Origin of the sequence: Phaeobacter cretensis (assembly GCF_047372505.1) — a bacterium.
In the GTDB taxonomy this organism is placed as follows: Bacteria; Pseudomonadota; Alphaproteobacteria; order Rhodobacterales; family Rhodobacteraceae; genus Phaeobacter; species Phaeobacter cretensis.
Genome location: NZ_JBKBEU010000002.1, coordinates 93,158 through 118,943, shown reverse-complemented (window position 1 = coordinate 118,943; position 25,786 = coordinate 93,158). Strand labels below are relative to the sequence as shown.

Genomic DNA, 25,786 nt, shown 5'->3' with positions numbered 1-25,786 from the left:
CTGATCGGTAAAATAAATGTCTGAAATAAACTCGGGAGAACCCCGCACGAAAGGGCGACCGCCCTCTATAGACCGGGTCGCTGCTCTGGATGCGGCTGTGCTGACTTTCTGGGAAAAGGGGTATGACGGCACATCGCTAACGGATCTAACAGATGCGATGAAGGTGTCGCGCCCGTCGCTTTATTCTGCGTTTGGTGACAAAGCCAAACTTTTTGACGCTGCTTTGTTGCGGTATGCGCAGACGATTGGCAGTGCTGCGATGGTGGCATTCCAAGCTGAGCCGGACATTGAAAAAGCTGTGCGGACCTTTCTGCGGGTGTCCGCAGAAGGCAATACTGCTAAGGGCCGACCTAGTGGTTGCTTGATCGGCTGTTGTGCACCCGCAGCCGCCGAATCCGATCCTGACGTAAGACAAAGGTTGGATGACCTTATGTCCGCCACCGAAAGCCAATTGGCATTGCGGTTCGCAGCTGAACCTGACCTTCCATCCGTTCCTGAGCCAACGGCCCGCGCCGCCTTGATGCTCGATTTTTTGTATGCGCAGGCCATTCGAGCGCGCGCGGGCGCGTCTCGGGCTGACCTGATGGACGGGCTGAATACACGGGTTCAGGCGGTCTTGGGATATCAAACCTGATGGGAACTATGGCTGACGGTAGATGGGTTACGGATGCTGATATCGCGACCGCTAAAGACGGTGCATGGCAACGTACTCCGTCCGTTTTACGCGGAATCGTGAAGCCGGCTGGCTCCAAAGGTGACTTTGTCGCGGAGGCAGGGCGCTATCATCTTTATGCAGCGTGGAATTGCCCGTGGGCCCACCGTGCCCTGCTCGGACGCGTATTCAAAGAGCTAGAAGGTGTGATTGGCGTGTCATATTGTGCCCCACGTCGCACCGATCAGGGATGGGTGTTCACTCGGGAGTATCCTGATGATCTTCATGCCAGCAGCGCCTTGCATGAACTTTATGCGCAGGCAGTTTCTGATTATTCTGGGCGCGTGACAGTTCCAATCCTCTGGGACAAACACGCCTCTACGGTTGTCTCGAACGAAAGCGCGGATATTTTGCGCATGATGAGCAGTGCTTGGAATGACGCCGGTGCCAATGACCTTGACCTCTATCCACTCGCCTTGCGCCATGAAATCGACGGTTGGAACGAGCGCATTCACACAGGCCTAAACAACGGTGTCTATCGTGCAGGCTTTGCCGAAACGCAGGCCGCTTATGAAAGCGCCGTCAGGGAGGTATTCAAAATGTGAGCGATACCTGAACTGCGTCTCCTATTCCTTCTGAGGGTAGGGGCGTTGGCCGAGCTCTTCCATCATCTTTTGGCGAAAGACTTCTGCGGGGGTCTTCCATCCGAGGCATTTTCTGGGCGTCGCGTTGAGGCGGTCACAGATCATTTTCAACTCATGATCTGAGACCGCCGCGATGTCGCGCTTGCGAGGCAGCCATCTTCGCAACCTTCGATTGGTGTTTTCGACTGTCCCTTTCTGCCACGGACTGGACGGATCACAGAACCAGGTTTGCGTGCCGATCTCGGCTTGCAGATGAGGCCAGCTGACGAATTCGGTGCCGCGATCGAAGGTGATAGATTTGCGGGCCAGGTGGGGCAGGTCGCGCACGGCCTTGATGATCTTGCCCATCACAGGTTTTGTTCGCTTGTTCGGGTTCTTCAGAAGCACGGTGAACCGGCTCACGCGCTCAACTAGCGAGGTCACGTTTGATTGCCCAAAGCGTTGTTTGAACAGCATCAAATCGCCCTCCCAGTGACCGAACTGGCGGCAGTGCGCCACGTCATCGGGACGAAACAGGATACTGACATCGCGGTCGAACTTGAGCGCCTGGCGTTTCCTTGCCCGGCGAGGCCTGAGCGACTTTCGGTGCTCGGGCAGGTACCACCAGAGCTCTTGGTCCATGCCTTCTTGGGAAGAGATGTAGCGATAGATCGTTTCCTGGCAGACACGCAGCTTCGCGCCTTCATAGATCATGCGATTGCCGATCTGCTCGGGCGTCCAACCTTGTTTGATGCGTGCGATCACCGTCCTGCACAGGTCTGGATGTCGGATCAGCTTTCGCTGCACGGACCGGCGTTTGTCCGTCTGCAATTGAGCAGCATGACCGAAGTATCCCGCATACTTCTTCGGGAACGCATCATCAGCCCAAAAGTTACGTTTGATCTCGCGAAAGATCGTCGATTTGTGGCGCTTCAAGACACGCGCCATCTCTCTGACGGGCACTTTAGCGTGCCACCAGTTCTCAATCTTGCACCGTTCCTGAACGGAAAGTTGCGAATACACAGCTCCCATGCGATGTTCTCCTATTAGATAACTCGTTGTTTTCTAATAGGAGTCGCACTTCAGGGTAGCGCGCTCCCGGCTACATTCGCTTTCTCCAATAAGAATAGTTATGGTAATATTTTGTCGATATGGTTATAAGTTACAGGATCGAACGCGACGTTATGACTTCAATGCCTGAGCAAGATCTTGGATGCCCTTTTTCAGTGTCCCTTCTGTAAATCCTGCGAAGCCCATCACGAGTCCGTGGCGGGCGGGATCATTTGAAAAATAGGATGATAGCGGTTGAACACTAACTCCGGCTGTTTTTGCACGATGTGTGGCCTCGATATCGGTCATCCGTGCGCTGAGTTGGGGAGTGAAAGTCGCGATTAGATGCATTCCCGAGGGTATTGGGTCCACCTCGAATAGGTCGCTCGCGTATATTGCGATCGCTTGCAGTAGTGCCGCTTGTCGTTTCGCATAAAGCCGTCGCATACGCCTGACATGAATGGCAAAATCACCGCTTTGCATGAAGCGGGCCAGAACGGGTTGCATCATCAGCGAAGCCTGTGGATCTGCCCGGTCCAATGAGATTTGAACATTTGGCAGTATTGAATTGGGAAAAACAACAAACCCAAGACGCAATTCAGAGAAAATTACCTTGGAAAAACTTCCAACGTAAATAACTCGATCTTGGTTGTTCAGGGCCATCATAGCCGGGAGCGGACGCCCCTGAAATCGGAACTCGCTGTCAAAGTCATCTTCTATTACATAGCCTTGGTTCGCAATAGCCCATTCGATTAGTTCAAGTCGTCGAGATAGCGACAGGGTTACGCCCAAAGGGTAGTGCCGCGACGGAGTAACAATAGCAGCCGTCGCACTGGATGTAAGTTGCTCGGCGATTTTGATATTAAAGCCATTTTCATCGACCATTGATGGTACCGGAACCATACGGTTGCGGTGTAGAGTACGATTCAAAACCGAATAACCGGGATCCTCAGTGAATACTTGATCGCCGTCACGCAGAACGACTGCGCCAATCAGGCCAATAGCGTCGACCACTCCTGCGGTGATGAATATCTGTTCAGGGGAGCAGACGAGGCCACGCCATTCTTGCAGGTGGTCAGCGATTGCCGACCGTAGCGGCCGCCAGCCAAATGGATCAACCCGCGTCAAAAGAGCCGGTTCCGGGCTACGCCACGCCTGGTCGTGGTGGCGGCTCCATTGTCGGTAAGGAAACAAGTCGCGTTCTAGCGCAGACATATCGAATGGCTGTCGGGCTGTGGAGGCTTCGATCTCGAATTCGCGGGTGGATTTGCGTGGCGCCGACATTGCGGCAGCGGGCACTTGTTCGGGCAGCTCAGCCTCAACATAGACGCCAGATCGTGCGCGCGCCTCCAGATATCCCTCGCTGACCAATTGGTCGATGACCGCAGACACTGTGACGCGTGACACCGACAATTCTTCTGCCAGCGTGCGGCTTGACGGCAGTTTTGACCCTGGCGGCATCATGCGCTCCAAGATCATCCGCCTAAGCTGTAACAACAGCTGAGCTTGCAGCGTTTCTTTTCCGCTACGATCAAGTGATATGGAGAGCAACGCCGCCCCGGTTCTGGCCTTAGTCATAGATCTATAACTGGGAGATAGGACCAGACCAGTCAAGGTCTGCCTAAATATGGCAGGCACATGGAAACGGATTTGCCCCTGCCCCCGCATTCACAGGTTTGTGGGCGCGAATCTAAGGCCTTCCTACTCGTTCGGGCGAACGCGGGCGGCGGTTTTGTTGGCGAAGGCTTCCAAACGAGCGCGGGCTGCGGGTTGTGTATTCACGACACCGGCAACCACGGCCTCTGCATAGGCAGCATCCATACCTGACATATTGTTCAGATGGCTGATGGCGGAGCAGATCGCATAATTAGTCAGCGGCAGGTTTTGGGCTGCCCGATCAGCAAGCTCCAAGGCTTTGTCGAAGCTTGATCCTTCGATGATGTATTGTGCCAGTCCCAGATCGACCGCTTCTTGCCCCTGATAGACGCGACCCATCATGATCATGTCGATCATCCGGGACTTACCAATCAGATCCGAGACGCGAATGGTTGCTCCGCCGCCGGTGAAGATGCCGCGTTGTCCTTCAGGAAGGGCAAAATAGGTGGTTTGGTCAATCACACGGATATGGGCTGCACTGGCAAGCTCCAGCCCGCCGCCAACCACTGCGCCCTGCAGCGCGGCGATTACGGGTACACCGCCGTACTCCATTTTGTTGAACGCTTCGTGCCAGCGCAGGCAAACATGCATGAATTCATCTGGGCTGCGGTCTTCTTTCCAGTGTTCCACCAGATCCAGGCCCGCGCAGAAATGGTCCCCTTCGCCGGCCAGAACCACAGCTTTCACGCCGGCGCGATGAGCACCACTAAAGAACTGAACCAGCTCTTCGATGGTTGCAGTATCCAGTGCGTTTCGTTTGCTTGGGCGGTTGAGGGTGACGATGCAGACACCGTTGTCGCGCACTTCAATGGCGAGGTTCTGGTAGGAGCTGAAACTGTCTTTTGCCAACATGGCTAGATCCTTTCGGATTAAATTGAGAAATGCGCTCGTTGGCGCAAGATTCATATGCGTCAGAGCAGGCTGGCGTCATCGTAAAGGCTTGATGAGCCGCCAACGATTCGCGCACGATTGCTCTCGCACTCGACCAGCACATGCTGTGAAAAGATCCGTGCAGTAGCGATTTTCTGCGCCATAAATTCTGGGTCTACGCCTTGTGAAAGCTGTTCGTCGGCAGCCAAAGCCGCCCGAGCAAGTTGCCAACCCGCTGCAAGGGTGCCAGTCAGATTGAGGAAAGGTACGCTGCCACCGAAGGCCGAGCGAGGATCTTGATGACTGGTTTCCAGCAACCAGGACAGGCTAACATCAAATGCCTCGCGCGCGCTACGTAGCCCGCTGCCGATTTCCTGAGCTTTGGCGTTGCCCGCCAGTAGTGCAGTTTCTGTCTCTGCGATCATGGCGGCGAAGCGGCGCGCGGTTTCACCGCCATCGCGCAACACCTTGCGCCCCAGTAGATCGTTAGCCTGAATGGCGGTGGTGCCTTCATAGATAGGTAGAATGCGTGCGTCGCGGTAGAATTGTGCAACGCCGGTTTCCTCAATGAAGCCCATACCGCCATGGATCTGCACCCCGAGAGAAGCCACTTCTACCGCTCGCTCGGAACAGAACCCTTTGACAAGTGGAACCAGAAATTCAGCCATTGGCAGCGTATCCGCTTGGGTTTCCGCATCGCCATTTTGCGACAGGTCGAGCCAACCCGCTGCAGCCATGCTGAGGGAGCGCCCCCCTTCAACCAATGCACGCATATGCAACACCATCCGGCGTACGTCCGGGTGGCCGATAATCGACGGACTTTGGCCAGGGTCTACTCCAATGGCGCGGCCCTGTACCCTCTCTTTTGCGTAAGCGAGAGCGTGTTGGTAAGCGCGGTCTGCTAGGCCAACCCCCTGCACACCGACCGCAAAACGCGCTGCATTCATCATCGTGAACATATATTCGAGGCCGCGATTTTCTTCACCAATCAGATAACCGATAGCACCCGCGTATTCTAACACAGCCGTTGGGCTGGCCCGGACCCCCAACTTATGTTCAAGACTGACACAATTAACCGAGTTGCGCTCACCCAATGAGCCGTCCTCATTGACAAGATGCTTTGGAACAATGAAGAGGCTTAGCCCTTTGGAGCCTTGCGGTGCATCGAGAGTCCGAGCCAGCACCAGATGAATAATATTCTCTGACAGCTCGTGTTCGCCATAGGTGATGAAGATTTTGGTGCCGCTGATCGCGTAAGTGCCATCATCATGAGGTTCCGCCTTGCAGCGTACCCGGCCCAGATCGCTACCTGCCTGAGGTTCGGTCAGGTTCATCGTTCCAGTCCATTGGCCCGAGATCAGATGACCAAGGAACAGCTCTTTTTGTGCCTCGGAACCAGACAATTGAAGCGCATCAATGGCACCATCTGTCAGCAACGGGCACAGTCCGAAACTCATATCGGCGGCATTCAGGATTTCTGTCGCTGCGGCGCCAACAACTCGGGGCAATCCCATGCCGCCGTGATCCACAGGGTGAGCAAGGCTCTGCCATCCCATTTCTACAAATTGCGCGTATGCTTTTTCATATGCGTCCGGCAACGTTGTCTTGGAACCATCGAACTGTGCGCCCGTCGTGTCCCCAATGGTTGAAAGCGGTGCAACACAATCGGAGCAAAAGCGGCCAAACTCTTCCAGAGCAGCCCGGGCATCGGTGTGGTCAAAATCGCTATATTTATCCAATGAGATGACCTGCGGCCATTGGGAGAGATGTTCCAGATTGAACATCATGTCGCGGATCGGAGCTGTATAGGTCATTGGAGCCTCGTTGCTGTGCTACCTGTTGCCGCTTATTAAGGGATGGCCTGATTGATGCCTATCCCAGAATTCGACAAATGACTTTCCGAAAGTGACAAAACGACCTAACTTACCTTAAGCATGACACATCCTGATCCAGACCCGCTTGCGACCGTTTCATCGCCCTTCGTCGAAGATTGGATTCTATCTTTGCAAGCGTGTTGCAGTACGCAGCAGATGAGCGAAATTCTAACGCGCAGCGGACTTGTTCAGCTTACGAATACCGGTCGAACAAAGTCTGCGGCCGCGCAACGGGTTACTCTAGATCAGATCGTCCAACTTTATCAGGTAGCAGCCGTAGAAACCGGCGATGAAATGACCGGGCTATGGAGCCGCCCGGTTCGCTCCCGTGCCTTACAACATCTCTTGACGACCGTTCGGGAGGCGGGCACGCTGCCTGCGGCTTTGTATAGGTTCTCTACGTTCTGGAACTTGATACTCGATGATTATAGTATTGATTTGAAATCACAAAGCACAGAAATTATGTTAGAGATAAGCCCGTACGGACCACAAGAGGTTCAGCGGTTTGGGCATATGCTTATGCTAAAACTGGCGCATGGGTTGCTATCCTGGCTTGCAGGCTACGAAGTGCCGGTCAAGGCTGTGCAATTTGCATTTGACCGCCCCGATTTCTATCAGGACTATGGCGTAGTCTTTCCTGCGCCTGTCAAATTCTCTCAAGCTTGCTCCGCTATCTCATTCGATCCTGGGCAACTAGGGGCGCCGCAGCCACGTAGCCCTGCTGAGCTGGCGGAATTTCTGAACCGAGCGCCACGCGACTGGATTTTCACTGGCTTTAGAGAGCACCAACTGTCCCTGCAAGTGCGTGAATTTCTTTATCGTTCCAATTGGGAAGACTGTCGTTTGAGTGATGCTGCCAACTTGCTAAATATGACACCACGTACGCTGATGCGACGACTAGATGATGAATCCATGTCATTCCAATCCATCAAGGATGCGTTGCGCCGTGATATTGCGATCCGTGATCTGCGTGTTGGCATCAAATCTATCGAGGAAATCTCACAAGACCTTGGGTTTTCTTCTGCCGCGAATTTCCATCGCGCTTTTCGACGATGGACCGGCGGTACGACCAGTTCCTATCGGTTCACCCGCAGTTAGATAGGCTTGTCGCGGTAAACCTCATCGAACTCGTTTTCTAAGCCAAAAGTATAAATTTGTGATATTCAATGAGAAATCTCTATGGGCCTTCTATGACGTATTCTAATTCAGGCACAGGATCATACAAAGTTCTGGAGCGCGAACTGAGCGCATCCAGTTTGGCTGATACCATCTTACTTGATAGCGTTTTGGTACCCAAAGAACATGGCTATTTGGCTAGACTGTTCTTCAAATCTGGAACCAGAGACGAGGATATCTCAGTGCCAGATGAGATTGCTACGGTGATACAGAACATAGACAGTGCTGTGTTGCTTGATATGACATTGGGCAGTTTGACTAACCGGATCACCCTGAAAGTGAAGGGGCAGCGGTTCGAGGTCGATGCTCAAATTGCTGAGACAGACCTGTTTGCAGATCTCAACGTGCTCGTTGCGACGCGAAACCTCGAAAGTGCCGAGACTACAGCCGAGTGGATCCGTTACCACGTTTCTCAACACGGAATGCAGGCTGCTGTCATTCTGGACCGGGCCCAACCGGACGCAAGTCGACAGTTCATCAACGAGCTGCACGAGCTTGTGGACGGCATCGAGGCATTGAAGCGTGTGGTTGTTCTTCATTCAAAGATACCGTTGGGCAAAGATGGATTCCCAGCGGAGGCCCACCCGCTAAATGCTCATGGTGCGCCTCAAAGAGCGGAGATTGAGGCACCTCCGCCAGAGCCATGGGCAGCACCTTTAGGTGAGCTATTGGTCTATGAGATTATTCATACACGGTTTTTGTCGCGCGCGCGTTCCGTTGCGAATATTGACCTGTGCGATCTTTTGACCTGGCAAGATGGGCCTAACATTTTTGACCTCTCAGTTGAGGCGCTTGGTACGTATACCCGTTTGTACGGGGTGCAGACTTATCCTTGGCGCGTACGTAAAGGTAAAGCTACGTCTTTCGCTGATCATATCTGTACCCAGTTTGATAGCGATATACGACACCCGCGTTGGTGCGTGGCTCCCGGTAACATCAATGACGGCACCATCTGGCAGCTGTCACAAATTGCGGGAGCAAAGCCTGATCGAACGCAAACCGCAGGCTTTTATCGGAACATGGCATTGCGACACCCTACCGACAAAGTTTCACGGATCACACCGAAGGCGGCCCTTGTAGAAATGCCGGGTCTTCTCGCTTTGTCGCAAAAATACTTTAGCGCGGATCCAGTTCGAATGCCGAAAGTAAGGCGATTGGCATATGGGGGTGCGGGCACGCGAACGGCGGTCGTCACCACGATGAAGAACGAGGGTCCTTTCATTCTTGAGTGGCTTGCCTACCATCGCGCCATTGGTGTCGATGATTTCCTTGTTTATACAAATGATTGCTCCGACGGTACGGATACTCTTTTGCAGGTTTTGCAAGACAAAGGTTTTGTTCAACACCGTGACAACCCGTTTCGCGAAGCAAACATGAGACCGCAACACGCTGCGTTTCAGGCCGCGGAACAGGAGCCGGTCGCCCGGAACGCTGATTGGCTTATCTGCATGGATGTGGATGAGTTTATCAATGTCAGATGCGGCCAAGGGCGGCTCAGCGATCTGTTTGCTGCAGTTCGCGGTGCAAATATGATCTCGATGACATGGCGTCTGTTTGGAAACAACGATGTGTCCGAATACTCCGGCGATCTCATTACGCGAGAGTTCACTCGATGTGCTTTTGAATTGACGCGCAGACCGCACCAAGCTTGGGGTTTCAAAACACTGTTTCGAAATGACGGAATATTCAAAAAGCTCGGAGTGCACCGCCCAAAGGGGCTACGGCCGCAGTTGTGGCAGAATATTCGGTGGGTGAACGGTTCAGGTCGCTCTATGCCACGCCATGTGTTCCGTGGTGGTTGGCGATCGTCCGTCCAGACCTATGGCTATGATTTGGTGCAGCTGAATCACTACGCTGTGCGTAGTGCTGAAAGCTTCTTGGTGAAACGTGATCGCGGCCGCGTAAACCACGTAGAACGTGACCAAGGATTGTCCTACTGGTTTAGAATGAACAATAATGCCGAGGAAGACCGCTCCATCCAGCGCATGATCCCTGCCTTGGAAGCGGAAATGGCCCGGCTCTTGGCTGACTCCGATATCGCAGCGGCGCACGAATATTGCCGCCGTAGACATCGTGAAAAAATTGAAGATTTAAAGCAGCGTGACGATGATATGCTTGCGCTGTTTCAGGAAATCACTGGTGACAAATTACGCAAGCTATCGCGTATGCATGCGCATTTTTGCGCCAATGTGTTCCTGAGCGGTCCAGAAGTGATTCCGAATGAGGCAGCTGAACATGCACCAGGCAGTAATTTCTTTTTCTCGGTAGAGCGCAGCGAAACGAAACACTAGCGGATACATCTCGAGCTGCTTCAAAAATTACGCTGCCGCAGGTTTAATTCAGTAGATGTTGCTGAGTAGAGTGTTTGGGGAGCGACGGATCTATCTATGTGGTAGTGAATATGAAGTCCCCAACATCCAGCGCACTAAGACCTATGCCTCTTATAGTGATGCTTTGATAGTCCCCCCAAACCAAGGAGACGTCGATACCGTTTTGAGATGCAATCCCGCCAGAAAGCAGGTCTTGGGTCAAATGTGGTCCAAGGGCGGAAAGATCAATCAATTCACCATCCTGAAGAGGGTTAAAGCCGACGATTGTATCGTGCCCGAAATTACCGGTGAAAACGAATGAGTCACCGCCTCCGCCACCAAAGAGTAAATCATTACCCGAACCACCGTCCAAAGTGTCCTGGCCTCTTCCGCCCTTTAGCGTGTCGTTGTTACCACCACCTTGCAAATTGTCAGCACCGGTTTGGCCAAAAAGCCGATCGTTTCCGGAGCCGCCTTCCAGGCGATCAGCTCCTCGCCCTCCGAGTAGCCGATCAGCTCCTGAAATCGAGACAAGCGTATCTTGCCCCCACCCGCCAATTAGCGTGTCATTGCCTGTGCCTGAGATGAGCTCATCATGACCGCGACGCCCCTTGTAGTACTTATCGCCTAATACTGAGCCTGTCGTATGTACATAGTCGCCAGTTCGAGTGCCGATAAAGACGTCGTCTCCATTTTTGAGGTCAAAGTTAAACCGGTCGAAAATTTCGTCTCTGCGAATCTCAAGGGCGACCACGCCGCTAAGGTCAATATAGTCATCGTCCTCCGACCCATGTAGAGCGTCAGCGCGCAAAACTTCAATTGAAGCGGCGTCGTCTAGGACAAGCCGTCCGTGAGCCACTGAAGCGCGAAGGGTATCGGTCCCTTCACCTCCCGAGAGCTGGAAAAGTGCCGCATTCTGGTTGCCGCCCAAATCTAGAAAGTCATCTCCATCGCCACCAGATAGCGACCCTGAACTGGCCGAACTGGCACTTAGAAAGTCGTGACCTCCGCCTGCGATAATAGTATCTGTGCCAGTATTCGCGTAGATGGCTTCGGCGAACTCCGATCCCCAGAAGCGGTCGTTTCCAGCTCCCAGTCCAACTGTAAGGTCGACTTCAACGAGAGGTTCACCAGCAAAGTATCGGTAAAACTCACGATCCATCTGTTGAATGCCGCGCAGATCGATCCAATCGTTGCTACGACTGCCGACGATGTTTGCACCTTCGATAGCCTCGATGGAAGTTTGAGAAGCTGAAAAGACGGAAATGGTAACGCCTGTTTGAGTATAAGTTAGCGTATCAAAGCCATCGCCGCCTGATAGCTGATTGTCTCGCCCCAGAAAGGAACCAGATCGCAATTCAAATCGATCGTTACCACTGCCGCCGGTGATATCAGAACTCGCAAAGGTGCCCGAGAGCGTGTCGTTTCCCGCACCACCATCTACTGTGTTTCCGCTACTGAGCCGTGGATTTAGAGAAAACTGGATATGATCGTCGCCTTGACCACCGGTAATTGTCGAACTCTCGAAACCGCTTATGATGGTGTCGTTACCTGCGCCGCCTGAAGCAAATCCACCGCCGGTCCCAATATTGAGTGTGTCATCTCCAACTCCGCCGAACAAGCTATCTTCGGTTTGCCCGAGAACAGTTGCAACTCCTCCAAAAAGTGAATCGTTTCCGGCAAACCCAAGTATTTCATCGCTACCTGAGGTTCCATCTAGTCGATCATCACCAGCAGTTCCCAAAATACGCGCCATGCTACCCCCCTAGTCATATACGCGACAATTTTGATTGTCGGCGCTCCCACTGGTTTTCCGAGACATTTGACGCATTCTTGATACGGCTACGTTGGCTGCGAACGGACGTTCAGCACGCCGCAGGCGTGCTACTCTTACTGTAGGAAGCTGCCAGAGCTTTCTCGATAACGCAATGGAGATTCGGACTACTATACGGCCCGCAGGCACTGCGGTGAGTAGCAACGTCAGCACTGACGGCCACCGCGCAGACTTCAGATACAGCGCGGCATCCTTCGCAGACGCAAAACGTGCGGGCCATGCGAACGATGCTAGGACACGCCCAGATCGGAATTTCGCTGTCGCGGCGAATAACTTCATCGACGGACCCCAGCGCGGCAACGCCTGGTTCGATCAAACCGCAGCGAAGGTCCGTTCTCGCTTGAACACAAATGGTCACCGAGGGGGAACCGCTGCGATATTTGAGGTCTACGCGCTTCCCGCCTCGGCTAATGTAGCGCTTGTTGGATCGGCCTCAAAATGGTGAGCGTTTGAAATGCGCAAGTATTGTACATTTGCCATCTTTCAGGCTTTGCAATCGATCAACAAACGGGAGGCTCACTGTGAGTTGGCGGCAAAGTCGAAGACAAACAACCGCTAGTTCCCTGAGAATGCTCAGCTGGCTAGTCGATAGCGAATCGATACTAATCCATTGCACTGTGCCTTCCTCTATGGTAGCGAGTCGCTATTATAGGAGAAATGCCATGAAACTTAGAGTACTCACCACTAATTTGGCCTTGGTCATCGGAAGCGTTGCTCTTGCAGACGGCGGACATGCAATTCATCAAGATGGTGCAATCATGTCATCGGCTGACATCAGCAAGGTTGCGGATTTTGATATTTTGGCGGCACACGCCCATCGCGATGGCAACACAGTAACCTTTCACATAACAACGAGCGGTTCAGCTGGTGCTTCAGTTCCCACGGCAACTGGTGCCGTTGGTGGCTCGGATGTCTGGTCGTATGTCTGGCCGACGTCTTTGGACCCTTCCGCAGTTGGGTTCGAGGCTGGCACCGGTATCCTTGCTTTGGCCGCAACCAGCCATCCCGATTTTGATGATACACCACTCTATGATGAGAACGGCGACGGCGATCCCGCTAATGACGGTATCGAATGGCATAGCCACTGGGTTGTATTGGCGCCAACCGAAGCCTGCGGAGCCAATGCGCTCGCCGTGCGTGACATTCCCGAAGGCACGTCACCTAAGTTACCTGCGACGTGGCCCGGATTACCGATATATCTGGACAGTCCAGGGTTTACCCCCTTGTTTGATGGGCCTGAGGTTTCGGTGAATGTTTCTTTTGCCAGCGACGTCGACCTGAATGAGGCTGCTTACGATGGCATTACTACCGCTTTACGAGTGAACACGAATATCCACACGCCCTTGCTTTGCGTTACAAATATCTTCGATATTGCATCAGGGGACCTCAGCCTGCCTGGTAAGCTTCACTGACATTTGAAGGCTTTGCAATGTTGATCCAACGTCTCCGGCAGATCTAGAGCTTGGTGCCGATTTTGCTCTAGTCCAATTGTCCAAGAGCAAATATGTTCAGTCCTTGCCGAACAACGGCAACGCGATACGACGTTACAAGTCATAGGCTTGGCGTGAAATGCCGATCTATTTGCCATTCTATCATTTTAGAAAGTGGCGGACCGAGGAGGATTCGAACCCCCGACCCCCTGATTCGTAGTCAGGTACTCTATCCAGCTGAGCTATCGGTCCACTGCGGCGGGGTTTAAGCGCAGCAGCTCAGCGGTGCAAGCCAAAAGCGAAAGGCCGGACACTTTTTGCCCGGCCTTTCCTAACTCAGCATATTTTGCGGACTGACTAGAAGCCTAGCTTCGAGCGTGTCTGTTTTACCTGCGTCTGGAATTTGTATCCACGAACGAGTCCAGCATCCTTACCCATTGGCCACCATTCTGGATCGTTGGGCCAGCTACGCCACATTACCCCCCATGCATCAACGACATGACTGATGCAGGATTTATCGCTTGCGCTGGCCCCAGCACGGCGACCGCTTGGGTAGTACCAAACGAGATCCTGACACATCTGTCCGTTGGCATCGACGCTCCAGGTGCCAGCCCCTAAATTGTCGCTTTGGTCCGCACACCAAGCACGGGCCTGTCCGCCCGGTGCGAAATAGATGCCGCCACCGCAGTTGTTGGTCCAAAGTTCCGTCTTCCCCGAGTAAACTTTGGAAATCTTTTGCGCGTTGGCTGTTTTGGCACTTCGCGGCAATGGGTCTGCCGATGCAACTGCCGGAACTGCGCAAATAAGTACTGCGGCGAGCAGCCTATTGTAAAAAAACTTCATCATTTACCTCCTAGGTCGGACCGTGGCCCGGGAACATGTCTCACGACCGCGTCGCTGGTGCTGGGCATTGTGAAAAACCACTGCAAAATTGGCGCATTCTGCGCATGATCTACATGCCTGTGTATCAGAACAGGAAATGATCGCCGTCTTGCAGATCAGAAATCGTCGTATTTTCGACAAGCACGGTTACATTGGCGAAGTAGACCGCAACATCATCGCCTTCCTGACCAAAGTCCACGTCGTCCATGCTATCAGCGCCAGCGCCAAGTTTGATACGGTCAACGCCAACTTCAAAATCAGTAATACGGTCAGTGTGATCTCCACGATTGAAAATGAAGATATCTGCACCGCTGCCACCGGTTAACATGTCTTCACCTGTCCCGCCGTAAAGACGATCAACACCGGCACCGCCGCGAATTGTATCGTTGCCAGATGCGCCAATCAGTCGGTCGTGACCACGGCCACCGCCAATTACATCATCGCCAACACCGCCAAAAATCACATCGCGGCCAACGCCGCCTCGCAGAATGTCATCCCCACCATTTCCGTGCAGGGTATCGGCACCGTAGCCACCGCGAAGACTGTCAGTGCCGAGCCCGCCGGTTACGAAGTCATGACCGGAACCGGCCGCAACTGTATCGTCACCAGCGCCAAGAGAGATGCTGTCTGCGCCCGAATAGGTACGAATTTCGGTTACATTGTCATTTAGAAGCGCAGTTATCTCGTCGTCGCTCGACAATATCTCTCGGGCCACATCAGTGGCCGAAAGCGATGCAAAGCGGTCAAAGGTCATTGCGATGTCTGAGATCGATACGATAGGTGCACCGCCCTGCGAGTGATCGATGGAGTAGATCTGCCAGTCAGCCTGGTTTTCACTGGAGAAGTCACCGCCCAGTCGCAAGATCGACCCGTCATCGCTTGTCTGCGCTAGTTCGATATCCGAAACTGCGGCACCAAAAGCCTCGAGGGAGGTCTCGAACCCGTCAAAAGCCAAATAGTTGCTGAGCGAGGACACGCCTGGAAACGACGCAACGAATACATTTGCCATTGTGGGCTCTCTTTCGCATTGAGTGGAACGATTTCTGTAAAGGTTGATAGGTATTTTCAGGGCCGCGAGCAAATTTTTGGCGACATAGCATGGTTAATCAATCGTTAAGGGCCCTGAGACTGGCACAAACCAGCTATTTGCGCACAACTGTTTCGAATTAGGGGACGTGCCTCGCATTGGTCCGGGCATTACGGCGAACCGATTCTCCATTTTCGAGTGTTTATCCGTAGATCCACCGCGCGCGAATTTTGGCTCAAACACGTCGACGGCGTGGGTGATGTTCCGCTCGGTTGTGGAGGTTGTTCCCATCTACGGGCTTGATTCTTGTGCCAGTGATTTGGCCTGAGCGTTGTGCAAGATACGTCTGTAATCGGTAGTTCCGAGTAGAGACACTTCCGCAACCATTTGAAAAATAACAAAAGTAATAGCTATACGTATTTTGCATAGCCGCATTGCAATCAGCATTGGAATGTTCGCTATCCCTGCGATACCGATAAAGTAACGATACCGTAACGGGAGGATAAAAAATGAAACATTTTGCGAGCACGCTCGCTGTTGCCACGCTAACGGCGACCTTGAGCACCGCCGCCATGGCCGAAGTGACCATTAAGGTCGCCTATGATGCCGATCCGGTTTCTCTGGATCCGCATGAGCAGCTATCTGGTGGCACGCTACAGCTTTCACACATGGTTTTTGACCCGCTGGTGCGCTGGACAAAAGACCTGCAGTTCGCACCGCGGTTGGCCGAAAGCTGGGAGCAAATTGACGCAACCACCATGCGGTTCAAACTGCGTGACGGGGTAACCTTCCACAGTGGCAATACGCTGACCTCGGCAGATGTCGACTGGACGTTTGACCGTCTGAAAGCCAGCCCAGATTTTAGAGGCATTTTCGCGGCCTTTACCGATGTCGAAGTGGTTGATGAGTTGACCTTCGACCTGAAAACCTCGGAGCCTTATCCGCTGGTTCTGCATACCGCGACCTATATCTTTCCGATGGACAGCCAGTTTTACTCCGGCACCACCGAGGATGGCAAAGAGAAGGCCGAGCTGGTCAAACATGGGGACAGCTTTGCCTCGCGCAACCTGTCCGGCACAGGCCCTTTCACCGTCACTGAGCGTGAGCAAGGCGTAAAAGTCGTCTTCGACCGATTTGATGGTTACTGGGATACGGAGTCGGAAGGCAACGTTGATCAGATCATCCTGACCCCGATCAAAGAAGACCCCACTCGCGTTGCAGCTCTGCTGGCCGGCGATGTAGACTTTATCGCGCCAGTTCCGCCGACTGACCTCAAGCGTGTTGAAGAGCACGATGGCACAACGCTGATCACTGAACCTGGCACACGTATCATCACGTTCCAACTGAACCAGAACCGTGTTGAAGCCTTCAAAGACGTTCGTGTTCGCAAGGCAATCGACTATGCCGTGAATAACGCCGGGATCGTCGATCGTATCATGCGTGGTTTCGGTACTGTTGGCGCTCAAGCGAGCCCAGCAGGCTATCTTGGCTATGATGAAGGCCTGGATGTGCGTTTCGATGTTGAAAAAGCCAAAGCGCTGATGGCCGAGGCAGGTTACGCAGATGGGTTATCGGTCACGATGATGGCGCCGAACAACCGGTATGTTAACGACGATAAAATCGCTCAGGCCGTGGCATCCATGCTTGCGAAGATCAATATTAAAGTTGATCTGCAAACCATGCCTAAGGCGCAATACTGGCCGACCTTCGATGAACGCGCTGCTGATATGATGATGATCGGCTGGCACTCAGACACCGAAGATTCTGCCAACTTCCACCAGTTCCTTACCCATTGCCCAGACGAAGCAACCGGCAACGGCCAGTACAACTCGGGTAATTATTGCAACCCCGAAGCGGATGCGCTGATGGCTGAAGCAAATTCGGAAACAGACCAAGCCAAACGTGGTGAATTGCTGCGCAAGTTGGAAGGTATTCTCCATGACGAAGCTGCTTTCATCCCGCTGCATTGGCAGAACCTAGCCTGGGGTGCACGTGACGGTGTCCACGCAGAGAAAATCGTGAACGCTCTGAACTTCCCATACTTCGGCGATCTGAAAGTCGACTAATAAATATCCGGCCGGGGCGGCATGCCTGCCCCGGTCGATTTGCAACTATTCCCCAGATTTTCACCACTTCTTTATGGGCATGTCCCTGCCGCCCGATGGGCGTCTGCGGCTTTGTGCCTATCAACAAGTGACTGATACAAGGTAACTCCTACATGCTCGCCTATCTCGTGAAACGCGTGTTTCAGGCCATCGCGGTGATGTTTGCCATCTCGCTGATCGGCTTCGCCATCCAAGACAATCTCGGCGATCCTCTGCGTGAACTGGTCGGCCAGTCGGTCTCGGAAGAGGTCCGTCAACAGCTGCGCGATGAATTGGGTTTGAACGACAGTTTCGCAACCCAATATGTCCGGTTTGTCGGGAACGCTCTGCAGGGCGACCTTGGGACCAGCTACTTTTTCAAAGAACCGGCGCTGGATGTGATTTTGAAAAAACTACCGGCCACACTTGAACTGGTCCTGGGGGCAACCCTGATCATCGTTGGCCTATCCGTACCATTGGGTGTCTACACCGCCATAAAACCAAATACGATCCTGAGCCGCCTGATCATGGGTATCTCGATAGTGGGCATCTCAGTTCCTGTCTTCCTGACAGCGATTTTGATGATCTTCGTCTTTTCAGTAGAGTTTGGTTGGTTCCCCTCATACGGCCGCGGCGATGTCGTACATGTCTTTGGCTATTGGGAGACCAATTTTGCCAGCTTTGATGGGTGGACACATATTCTGCTGCCCTCTGTCGCTTTGGCGTCGATCATGTTGCCACTGTTTGTACGCTTGATCCGAGCAGAGATGATGGAAGTGCTACAGAGCGAATACGTAAAATATGCCCGTGCGAAGGGGATCCGCCCCGGTCGCATCTATTTCATTCACGCTTTGAAAAACACGTTGTTGCCTGTCATCACTGTCGGCGGCGTGCAGATCGGTACCATGGTCGCTTACACCATCCTGACTGAGACGGTCTTTCAGTGGCCTGGCATGGGCTTCATGTTTCTGGAAGCTGTCAATCGCGTCGATACGCCCTTGATCGTGGCATATCTCATCGTTGTTGGCTTCATCTTCGTGGTCACCAACACAATCGTTGACCTGGTCTACGGGCTTGTAAATCCAACTGTTAACCTTGCAAGGATGGGCGCATGAGCAGCCTTAGTACAAACGACGCTACGCCTTCGCGCTTTAGCCGGCTGTGGAATTCCAACATGGGCTACAGTTTCCGACGCAATCCTGTGGCGATGGTCTCTTTTGCAATTTTTGCCATTATCACTCTGGCGTCTGTGCTTGCCCCGGTGCTTGCCCCGTTTGATCCCTACGATCCGGCGCAAATCGACATTATGAACAGTGAATATCCGCCGGTTTGGGTTGACGGTGCAGATTCTCAGTTTGTGTTCGGCACTGATGATCAGGGACGTGATCTGTGGTCCACCATCCTTTACGGTACGCGATTGTCGCTGCTGATCGGCCTCTGTGCGGTCGCCCTACAGGCCTTTCTCGGGATCTCCATCGGGTTGGTCGCGGGCTACATCGGCGGCCGACTGGACAGCCTGTTGATGCGCTTTGCCGACATTCAGCTATCTTTTTCGACGCTTATGGTAGCGATTATCTTTCTTGCGGTGACGCAAGCCATGTTCGGAAGCGAGACCTTCAACCAATACGCTATCTACTTTCTGATTGCCGTGATTGGCGTCGCAGAATGGCCGCAATACGCCCGCACCGTAAGAGCCACAGTTCTTGCCGAGAAAAAGAAGGAATATATCGACAGTGCGCGTGTGCTGGGCTTCGGCCCCATTCGCATCATGGTGCGCCATATCCTGCCAAATTCACTGTCTCCGATTTTTGTGATTTCCACTGTGCAGGTGGCAAATGCGATTATTTCCGAAGCCTCACTCAGCTTTCTCGGCCTTGGCATGCCCCCCAGTCAGCCATCTCTCGGCTCTCTGATTTCATCAGGTTTTGACTACATTTTCTCAGGTAGCTGGTGGATCACCGCCATTCCTGGCGTGATCTTGGTCGTCCTCGTGCTTGTTATCAATCTTCTCGGTGACTGGATGCGTGATGTCCTGAACCCGAAACTCTACAAAGGATAAGTGCGATGTCGTTGCTTTCCGTTCGCGACCTGACGGTCAAATTCGCGATGCGTGATCACACCGTCACCGCATTGAATCAGATTTCGTTCGATCTTTGCAAAGGGGAGCGTTTAGGCATTGTTGGTGAATCTGGTGCTGGCAAGTCCATCACCGGGTTCTCATTGATGAATTTGCTCAGCCGTCCCGGCTTTATCGACAGCGGCCAGATCCTGTTCGGCGGCAAGGATATCGTCAAACTATCTGATACCGAGATGCGTACGATCCGTGGAAATCGGATGGCGATGATCTTTCAGGATCCGATGGTGACATTGAACCCGGTCTTGACGATTGGTCAACAGATGGTCGAAACGCTAAAGGCGCATCGATCATTGAGCCGATCCGAAGCCGAACAAATCGCCATTCTGAAACTACGAGAGGTCTATATCCCCTCGCCCGAGGAACGCCTGAACCAATATCCGCATGAACTCTCTGGCGGTATGCGTCAGCGGATCATCATCGCTATGGCGCTGCTCTTGGATCCCGAGTTGATCATTGCAGATGAGCCAACAACTGCGCTGGATGTAACGATCCAGGCCGATATCATGGAGCTACTGTTGGAGCTGTGCCAGTCTAACAAGGTTGGGCTGATCCTGATTACGCATGATCTTGGCGTGGTCAGTCAAATGACAGAACGCACATTGGTCATGTATGCTGGTCGCCTGATTGAAGCCGGCCCGACCCGTGAGATTATCAACGATCCACAGCATCCCTATACTCAAGGATTGATCAACGCGCTGCCGCAGCAGACTCTGCCTGGTCAGCGATTGAAGCAAATTCCAGGTAATATGCCCGGTCTGACATCAATTCCTGCTGGTTGTCCCTTTAGTCCGCGTTGCGAATACGCGGTTGATAACTGCCGTAAGGTGTTGCCGGAAACTGTAAGCTACGGACATGTCGAGGTTGCCTGTCACGAAGTCTCCCGTCTGCAGAATGCCAGCCTTGAGGAGGCAAGCGTATGACCACCCAAACTCAAGACACCAAACCTTTGCTAGAGCTGAAGAACGTTGAAAAACGCTTTGATTTGGATAAGGGGTTTCTCGAAACCGTTAAGCTGCGCGGTGGTCGTATTACACGAGAAAAGCGGGCAGTTCACGCGGTGAACAATGTATCGCTCAGCGCTGATCGTGGTGAGGCCTTATGTATTGTCGGAGAATCCGGTTGCGGGAAGTCTACAGTCGCCCGTCTGGTCGCGGGCCTTCTTACCCCCAGCGCTGGTGAAATTCATTACGATGGGGAACGGATCGACGATCGTTCGCGGGCGGGCATGATGCCGCTGCGAAAGAGGATGCAGATGATCTTTCAAAACCCTTACGCATCGCTCAACCCGCGTATGACAATTCAACAAGCGTTGGAAGAACCTGTTCGCCACCACAACTCCTCTCTCTCTCGTGGTGAAGTACGCGACAAGGTTTCCGATGTGATGCGTTCGGTTGGTGTGGACCCCAGTTGGTCCACTCGCTATCCTCATGAATTTTCCGGTGGTCAGCGTCAGCGAATAGCTATCGCCCGCGCTCTGACCGTGGATCCTGAATTCATTATCGCGGACGAACCAATTTCTGCGCTAGACGTATCAATCCAGGCACAGGTTCTGAACCTGATGCTGGAAGCCAAAGACCATCGCGGGCTAACCTACTTTTTCATCACCCATGATCTGAGCGTGGTGGAGCACTTCGGGACTCGCGTTGCGGTTCTCTACCTTGGTACACTGTGCGAGCTAGCCGATACGCGCACTCTGTTTGAAAATCCCAAGCACCCATATACTAAGGCTCTTTTATCGGCAGTGCCGCAACTCAAAGACCAGGGACCCAGCCATATCAGGCTGCAGGGCGAAATCCCGACACCCATCAACCTGCCTCAAGGTTGCCCCTTTCAAACACGCTGTTCATTTGCGAATGCTAGGTGTCGCGAGTCGCGGCCGCGTCCACTTCGTCAGGCAGATGGCAGCACTGTTGCCTGCCACGCAGTAGAAGAAGACAGGCTGGACGGCTAAACACCGGGAACCCCGGCCCACTGGATAGACCCCAGAACGGACCTAGGCAAGTTGGACATAATCTGGCTCAGAGACTTTGAAGCGCTGACAACGCACAAGAATTTTTCGCGTGCTGCGGAAGATCGTAATGTCAGCCAACCGGCATTCTCCAGGCGTATCCGCGCCCTGGAGGATGAAGTCGGTGTGAAGTTGATCAATCGACAAACCTTTCCACTCTCGCTGACACCAGCAGGGGATGTGTTTTTGTCCCAAGCTAAAATTATTCTACGCACTTATTCTGAGACACTGGAGCGCTGCCAAACTATTGATGCTGCTGGAGAAAATGTAATCCGATTTGCGTCATCCCAATCGCTTTATATGACGCATTTCCGTGACCATATTGAACCGCTGATGGAAGCTGGCGGGCTGGATGTCGATCTCAACTCGACCAGTTGGGCAGCGGATCAATTCGTCACGGCTCTACAACAACGCTATTGCGATGTGATCCTGACCTACTGGCACCCCGCGATGGATTTCCTGTCTCCACTAGAAGTCAGCAAATGCGAGTATCTCACCCTTTCCGAAGATGTGTTCATTCCAGTGTCGAAAACGAACGTGGACGGCCACCCGCTTTTTGAGCTGGGTCGTGAGCCTAAGCGGCAGATCCCACTTCTGTCCTATGGCAGCGCCTCTGCACTCAGGTCGGTCTTAGACCATACGTTACGCCAGCAGATGTCGCCGCCGAACCTATTGGTTGTAAACCAGAATTCTCTGGCGAATTCGGTCAAGGCGATGATTATGGAAGGGTTCGGACTTGGATGGTTACCCCGCAAGCTTTGCGAGGCGGAGCTTGCGGCTGGTCGTTTAGCACTGGCTGGTGGCGATGCATTTGCCACCCCCCTGTCCGTACGGCTTTATCGGGAGACCGACAACACCAAGCCGACACTGAACAGCCTTTGGCGCAAAATGAGCGACAGCGCAATTTCTATTGACTGACTGAACAGCGCCGCTCCCTCTTCAGCTATATCTCGTACGTAATTTGATTAGATCCCAGTCATGACAGTCTAGTTGTCGTGCACGGAGCTGCTCAATTGTGCGTCGCTACCCAACAACCAGCGGAATATAGCCGAACTCTACCTATAGGGGTATTTTATGTTTTTCTTTCACTCAAAAGACCCATAGAAGTTGCGCCGAATACGTCAACCAGGGGTGGTGACGTAACATCGTATAGCGATGCCTTGTTCGCAGGCATCCTATGGCACTTGAAGGGGTTACCATGGATATCAGTCAACTCAAGACCTTTGTCACAGTGGCGAGGGAAGGAAGCATCACACGAGCTTCTGAACTGCTATTTCGCAGCCAACCTGCCGTCAGCGCCCATATCAAGACGATGGAAGACACGCTGGGTCTTACGCTCTTCCAACGCACACCGCGTGGGATGAGCGTAACAACCGATGGTCAGCGACTTCTAGTCGAGGCCCGGCGATTGTTAGACAACCATCAGAAGTTTTTGGAGGAAGCTTCTCGTTTGCGCGGACGCCTTGCTGGTCAACTACGGGTTGGGGCCGGGCGAAATCTGGGATCAACTGAGGTGAGCCGCCTTCTTGCTGACCTCTCAAAGAACTTTCCGGATCTTGAAGTTGCACTCCAACACGGAACATCCTCCAGTGTCTTGGACGATCTTCGCAGCGGGCGACTGGATGCTGGTTTCTTTATTGACCCTGATGAAGCGCACACCGACCTGGATACTCTCGAGATTTCTCATTTCAGCGTCTACCTTGCTGCTGCGCCAGATCTGGTACCAAACGGACCTGAACTTGACTGGGCAATGTTGGAAAATTTACCATGGATCTATCCGACTTATAGTTCATGCTGTGGTCGGATCGCCGAGCGACTGTTCAAGGAGAACAGCATTCAGCCCGCCCGGATTATCAACGTGGATGATGAATTCATAACGCGGACACTTATTGCCAGTGGTGCCGGTATCGGCTTGGTTCATGTCAGCACCGCCGGAGAGGACCCGGTAAGCGGCGACATCTCCCTGTTGCGTGAGGTACGCAAATCCACACGTGTCCTGTTTGCACATCTCGCCAACCGTAAAACCGATCCGATCATCAGTGCTGTACGCGATTTGTTAGCCCCTGAAAAAATTGCAATCCCTGCCTAGTTAAACTAAGCGGGCGCACCAAAACGTCGGTCAAAAAAGCGGCGCAATCCCGCCTATTCATCGCGGCAATACATTGAATGTTCGTTCCTGACAATTCCAAATGACAGTAAATAAAATATTGCTGAGCTAAAATAAAAAGATACAGTCACCCATGTTCGAAGGGAGAGATTCTCCTGCTCTAAACTCTCAACCGATATGAATATTTCAATAAGGAATATGTCGATGGTTCGTAAACTTTACAGCCTCTGCGGAGCAGATGGGAAGCGCCATTACTCGCCGCACGTTTGGAAGATCATTATGGCGCTTGAACATAAGGAACTGGAATATGAGCTTATCCCAGTTACATTTGGGGAAATCTCTAAAATAGAAGACGGAAGCTATAGTAGCGTTCCCGTTTTACGTGACGGAGGCGTGGTTTTGGGTGAAAGCTTCGATATCGCTCGCTACCTTGATGAAACATATGTAGATACCCCTAATATTTTTGATGGCAAGGGGGGGATTGCACTAGCCCGCTTTGTAGAAAGCTACTGTAAAACTGTTCTGCACCCGAGCCTTGCAACCATTGCAGTCATGGACATGCACAACCTGATGTCTTCAGATGATCAGGCCTATTTCCGGGCAGCCCGTGAACGCAGGTTTGGTATGTCTCTTGAGGCCATGGCAGAAGGTGCTGATGCCGAGCGTGCCGTGTTACCGGAAAAGCTTGCGCCGGTCCGTGAACTATTGGCGACGCAAGACTGGCTATCGGGTGTAACCCCTGCCTATGCTGACTACACCCTGTTTGGCACTCTACAGTGGTGTAATGTGTGTAAGCCTAATAACTTGTTCCAAAAAGATGATATCGTCTCAAATTGGTTTGACCGCTGCCTCGATCTCTACGATGGCATTGGCCGTGATCCGACCCGAACCAAACAATGACGTAGCCTCCGACAAGTCGAAATTTTTCGACTTGCACAACAGATGGTCACAGCTGCTAGGCGCTAGGTGACCGGTTCTGCAACACTATACCGTTGGATTATATCTCAGGCCTATTTCCACCCTCTGGGGGTTCGGAAATAGGCCTGCTTGCATTCGCTAAGACCAATCGGATCTTGTTGGAAGCAGTGAGGCGAGAAACCGCCTATCTACAAGGCAGCTGACGCTCTAAGCGAGCCACGCGCACAGTCAAGTGCTCTCTATATTAGGGCTTTCCTCATTGCGGCGGATATTCCTCATCATAGCTGAGGAACAGCATCAGGTTTTTCGAATTGTTCCTCAATGACTTTCCCGCTTCGATAGGTTCAACGAAATCAGATTCGTTGAGTAGACGGAAATAAGGGCAGCACGAGCAAAGGCAAATTAATTCCTCGATAGCCGTACACTAAATCGACGTTCGCGATCGATATTACTATGCTTTTCAGAATAATTTGGTTGCGCTCGTTTAGCCAATTCCAAAAAACTAGCGGAAAAAACGGATGATGGATCTTCAAATCGACAATGGCACTGACGTTGAGTATATTCCGCCCCCCGAAACATTCAGCTGGGTAAAACAGGTTCATACGCTGGGCCCTGCGGGAACAAATTGTGAAAGAGCAGGGCTATCTTGGGCATTGCGTAGATGTCAGGGGGCAAAAGTCGTATTGCACCAGACAATGGAGCAAGCGGCCGACAGTGTTGCGTGTCAAGATGGTGCGGTTTTGGTCGGCGTAGTTGCCTACCCTCACCTGCATTCTATCATTTATGAACATATTCAGAAAATGAAACTGTTGGATGTATTCATCATGAATACTGACAACATGGTATTAGCATCGCGCACCGGGGTTGAGCCGACCGTCTGTGCTACGCATCCCGCCCCGGAAAAGCTACTCCCGATCGAGATTGAACGCCGCTTCGTCTCCAGCAATGTCATCGCAGCCCGAGATTGCGCTGAAGGGCACGCAGACGGTTGCATCACGACACTCTGCGCTGCTGAGCAGTTCGCTCTTCCGATCATTCGTAAATTTGGACCGGTCCCTATGGGCTTTACCATCCATGGGCCGCTGGAAAAGCGAGCCTGCCAGGATTGTACCCAGCACGCCTAACCCCACGCCTTTCATTACAGGAGAG

General features: G+C 52.8%; 21 protein-coding genes and 1 tRNA gene. 14 read left to right on the top strand and 8 right to left on the bottom strand.

Annotation, left to right across the window (positions count from 1 at the left end; all coding sequences use genetic code 11):
• The first annotated feature begins 16 nt into the window (after positions 1-16).
• Positions 17-634: a TetR/AcrR family transcriptional regulator gene (locus ACEWZM_RS19370; protein WP_414008097.1), complete on the top strand. Its 618-nt coding sequence runs from the start codon at positions 17-19 to the stop codon at positions 632-634.
• 8 nt (positions 635-642) lie between these two features.
• Entirely contained in the window at positions 643-1,257 is a 615-nt protein-coding gene (locus tag ACEWZM_RS19365) for a glutathione S-transferase family protein (protein WP_414008096.1), read from the top strand.
• A 21-nt stretch (positions 1,258-1,278) separates the two neighbouring features.
• On the opposite strand, the gene ACEWZM_RS19360 is transcribed toward ACEWZM_RS19365, so the two are convergent.
• The 4 genes from ACEWZM_RS19360 to ACEWZM_RS19345 form a co-directional block, all read right to left on the bottom strand.
• Positions 1,279-2,307, bottom strand: coding sequence for an IS30 family transposase (locus ACEWZM_RS19360; RefSeq protein ID WP_414008095.1), 1,029 nt, complete (start codon positions 2,305-2,307; stop codon positions 1,279-1,281).
• A gap of 150 nt (positions 2,308-2,457) precedes the next feature.
• Positions 2,458-3,903, bottom strand: a complete 1,446-nt coding sequence (gene pdxR / locus ACEWZM_RS19355; RefSeq protein WP_414008094.1) for a MocR-like pyridoxine biosynthesis transcription factor PdxR — start codon at positions 3,901-3,903, stop codon at positions 2,458-2,460.
• Between the two features lie 123 nt (positions 3,904-4,026).
• Complete coding sequence (gene dmdD / locus ACEWZM_RS19350) at positions 4,027-4,833, bottom strand: methylthioacryloyl-CoA hydratase (RefSeq protein ID WP_414008093.1); 807 nt, start codon at positions 4,831-4,833, stop codon at positions 4,027-4,029.
• A gap of 59 nt (positions 4,834-4,892) precedes the next feature.
• A complete protein-coding gene (locus tag ACEWZM_RS19345; RefSeq protein ID WP_414008092.1) occupies positions 4,893-6,665 on the bottom strand; it encodes an acyl-CoA dehydrogenase in 1,773 nt (590 codons plus the stop codon).
• 120 nt (positions 6,666-6,785) lie between these two features.
• On the opposite strand from ACEWZM_RS19345, the gene ACEWZM_RS19340 reads away from it, so the two are divergent.
• Both ACEWZM_RS19340 and ACEWZM_RS19335 read left to right on the top strand, forming a co-directional pair.
• Complete coding sequence (locus tag ACEWZM_RS19340) at positions 6,786-7,823, top strand: AraC family transcriptional regulator (protein ID WP_414008091.1); 1,038 nt, start codon at positions 6,786-6,788, stop codon at positions 7,821-7,823.
• 92 nt (positions 7,824-7,915) lie between these two features.
• Complete coding sequence (locus ACEWZM_RS19335) at positions 7,916-10,192, top strand: glycosyltransferase family 2 protein (RefSeq protein ID WP_414008090.1); 2,277 nt, start codon at positions 7,916-7,918, stop codon at positions 10,190-10,192.
• 94 nt (positions 10,193-10,286) lie between these two features.
• Here the strand turns inward: ACEWZM_RS19335 and ACEWZM_RS19330 are convergent, their stop codons facing one another.
• Positions 10,287-11,966 carry a calcium-binding protein gene (locus tag ACEWZM_RS19330; RefSeq protein ID WP_414008089.1) on the bottom strand — a complete coding sequence of 560 codons (1,680 nt, stop codon included), beginning with the start codon at positions 11,964-11,966 and terminating at the stop codon, positions 10,287-10,289.
• A gap of 740 nt (positions 11,967-12,706) precedes the next feature.
• On the opposite strand from ACEWZM_RS19330, the gene ACEWZM_RS19325 reads away from it, so the two are divergent.
• Positions 12,707-13,456: a hypothetical protein gene (locus ACEWZM_RS19325; protein ID WP_414008088.1), complete on the top strand. Its 750-nt coding sequence runs from the start codon at positions 12,707-12,709 to the stop codon at positions 13,454-13,456.
• 193 nt (positions 13,457-13,649) lie between these two features.
• Here the strand turns inward: ACEWZM_RS19325 and ACEWZM_RS19320 are convergent.
• From ACEWZM_RS19320 to ACEWZM_RS19310, 3 genes are all read right to left on the bottom strand, one after another.
• Positions 13,650-13,726, bottom strand: a tRNA-Arg gene (locus tag ACEWZM_RS19320).
• A gap of 105 nt (positions 13,727-13,831) precedes the next feature.
• Positions 13,832-14,320: a DUF995 domain-containing protein gene (locus ACEWZM_RS19315; RefSeq protein WP_414008087.1), complete on the bottom strand. Its 489-nt coding sequence runs from the start codon at positions 14,318-14,320 to the stop codon at positions 13,832-13,834.
• Between the two features lie 121 nt (positions 14,321-14,441).
• Positions 14,442-15,365: a calcium-binding protein gene (locus ACEWZM_RS19310; RefSeq protein WP_414008086.1), complete on the bottom strand. Its 924-nt coding sequence runs from the start codon at positions 15,363-15,365 to the stop codon at positions 14,442-14,444.
• Positions 15,366-15,892: 527 nt separating this feature from the next.
• Between ACEWZM_RS19310 and ACEWZM_RS19305 the strand changes: the two genes are divergently transcribed.
• The 9 genes from ACEWZM_RS19305 to ACEWZM_RS19265 all read left to right on the top strand — a co-directional run bounded on the left by ACEWZM_RS19305 (position 15,893) and on the right by ACEWZM_RS19265 (position 25,761).
• Positions 15,893-17,449, top strand: a complete 1,557-nt coding sequence (locus ACEWZM_RS19305; RefSeq protein WP_414008259.1) for an ABC transporter substrate-binding protein — start codon at positions 15,893-15,895, stop codon at positions 17,447-17,449.
• 152 nt (positions 17,450-17,601) lie between these two features.
• Positions 17,602-18,582: an ABC transporter permease gene (locus ACEWZM_RS19300; RefSeq protein ID WP_414008258.1), complete on the top strand. Its 981-nt coding sequence runs from the start codon at positions 17,602-17,604 to the stop codon at positions 18,580-18,582.
• The gene (locus ACEWZM_RS19295; RefSeq protein WP_414008257.1) at positions 18,579-19,526 is read left to right on the top strand and encodes an ABC transporter permease; all 948 of its coding nucleotides are present in this window, start codon (positions 18,579-18,581) and stop codon (positions 19,524-19,526) included. Before ACEWZM_RS19300 ends, ACEWZM_RS19295 begins: the two co-directional genes overlap by 4 nt.
• A gap of 5 nt (positions 19,527-19,531) precedes the next feature.
• Positions 19,532-20,524, top strand: a complete 993-nt coding sequence (locus ACEWZM_RS19290; RefSeq protein ID WP_414008256.1) for an ABC transporter ATP-binding protein — start codon at positions 19,532-19,534, stop codon at positions 20,522-20,524.
• A complete protein-coding gene (locus ACEWZM_RS19285; RefSeq protein ID WP_414008255.1) occupies positions 20,521-21,555 on the top strand; it encodes an ABC transporter ATP-binding protein in 1,035 nt (344 codons plus the stop codon). Before ACEWZM_RS19290 ends, ACEWZM_RS19285 begins: the two co-directional genes overlap by 4 nt.
• A 51-nt stretch (positions 21,556-21,606) precedes the next feature.
• Positions 21,607-22,530 carry a LysR family transcriptional regulator gene (locus ACEWZM_RS19280; protein ID WP_414008254.1) on the top strand — a complete coding sequence of 308 codons (924 nt, stop codon included), beginning with the start codon at positions 21,607-21,609 and terminating at the stop codon, positions 22,528-22,530.
• A 280-nt stretch (positions 22,531-22,810) separates the two neighbouring features.
• Positions 22,811-23,701 (top strand): LysR family transcriptional regulator, encoded by an 891-nt coding sequence (locus ACEWZM_RS19275; RefSeq protein WP_414008253.1) that lies wholly within the window; start codon positions 22,811-22,813, stop codon positions 23,699-23,701.
• A gap of 222 nt (positions 23,702-23,923) precedes the next feature.
• Positions 23,924-24,619, top strand: a complete 696-nt coding sequence (locus tag ACEWZM_RS19270; RefSeq protein ID WP_414008252.1) for a glutathione S-transferase family protein — start codon at positions 23,924-23,926, stop codon at positions 24,617-24,619.
• 536 nt (positions 24,620-25,155) lie between these two features.
• The gene (locus ACEWZM_RS19265; RefSeq protein WP_414008251.1) at positions 25,156-25,761 is read left to right on the top strand and encodes a type 2 periplasmic-binding domain-containing protein; all 606 of its coding nucleotides are present in this window, start codon (positions 25,156-25,158) and stop codon (positions 25,759-25,761) included.
• Positions 25,762-25,786 lie beyond the last annotated feature (25 nt).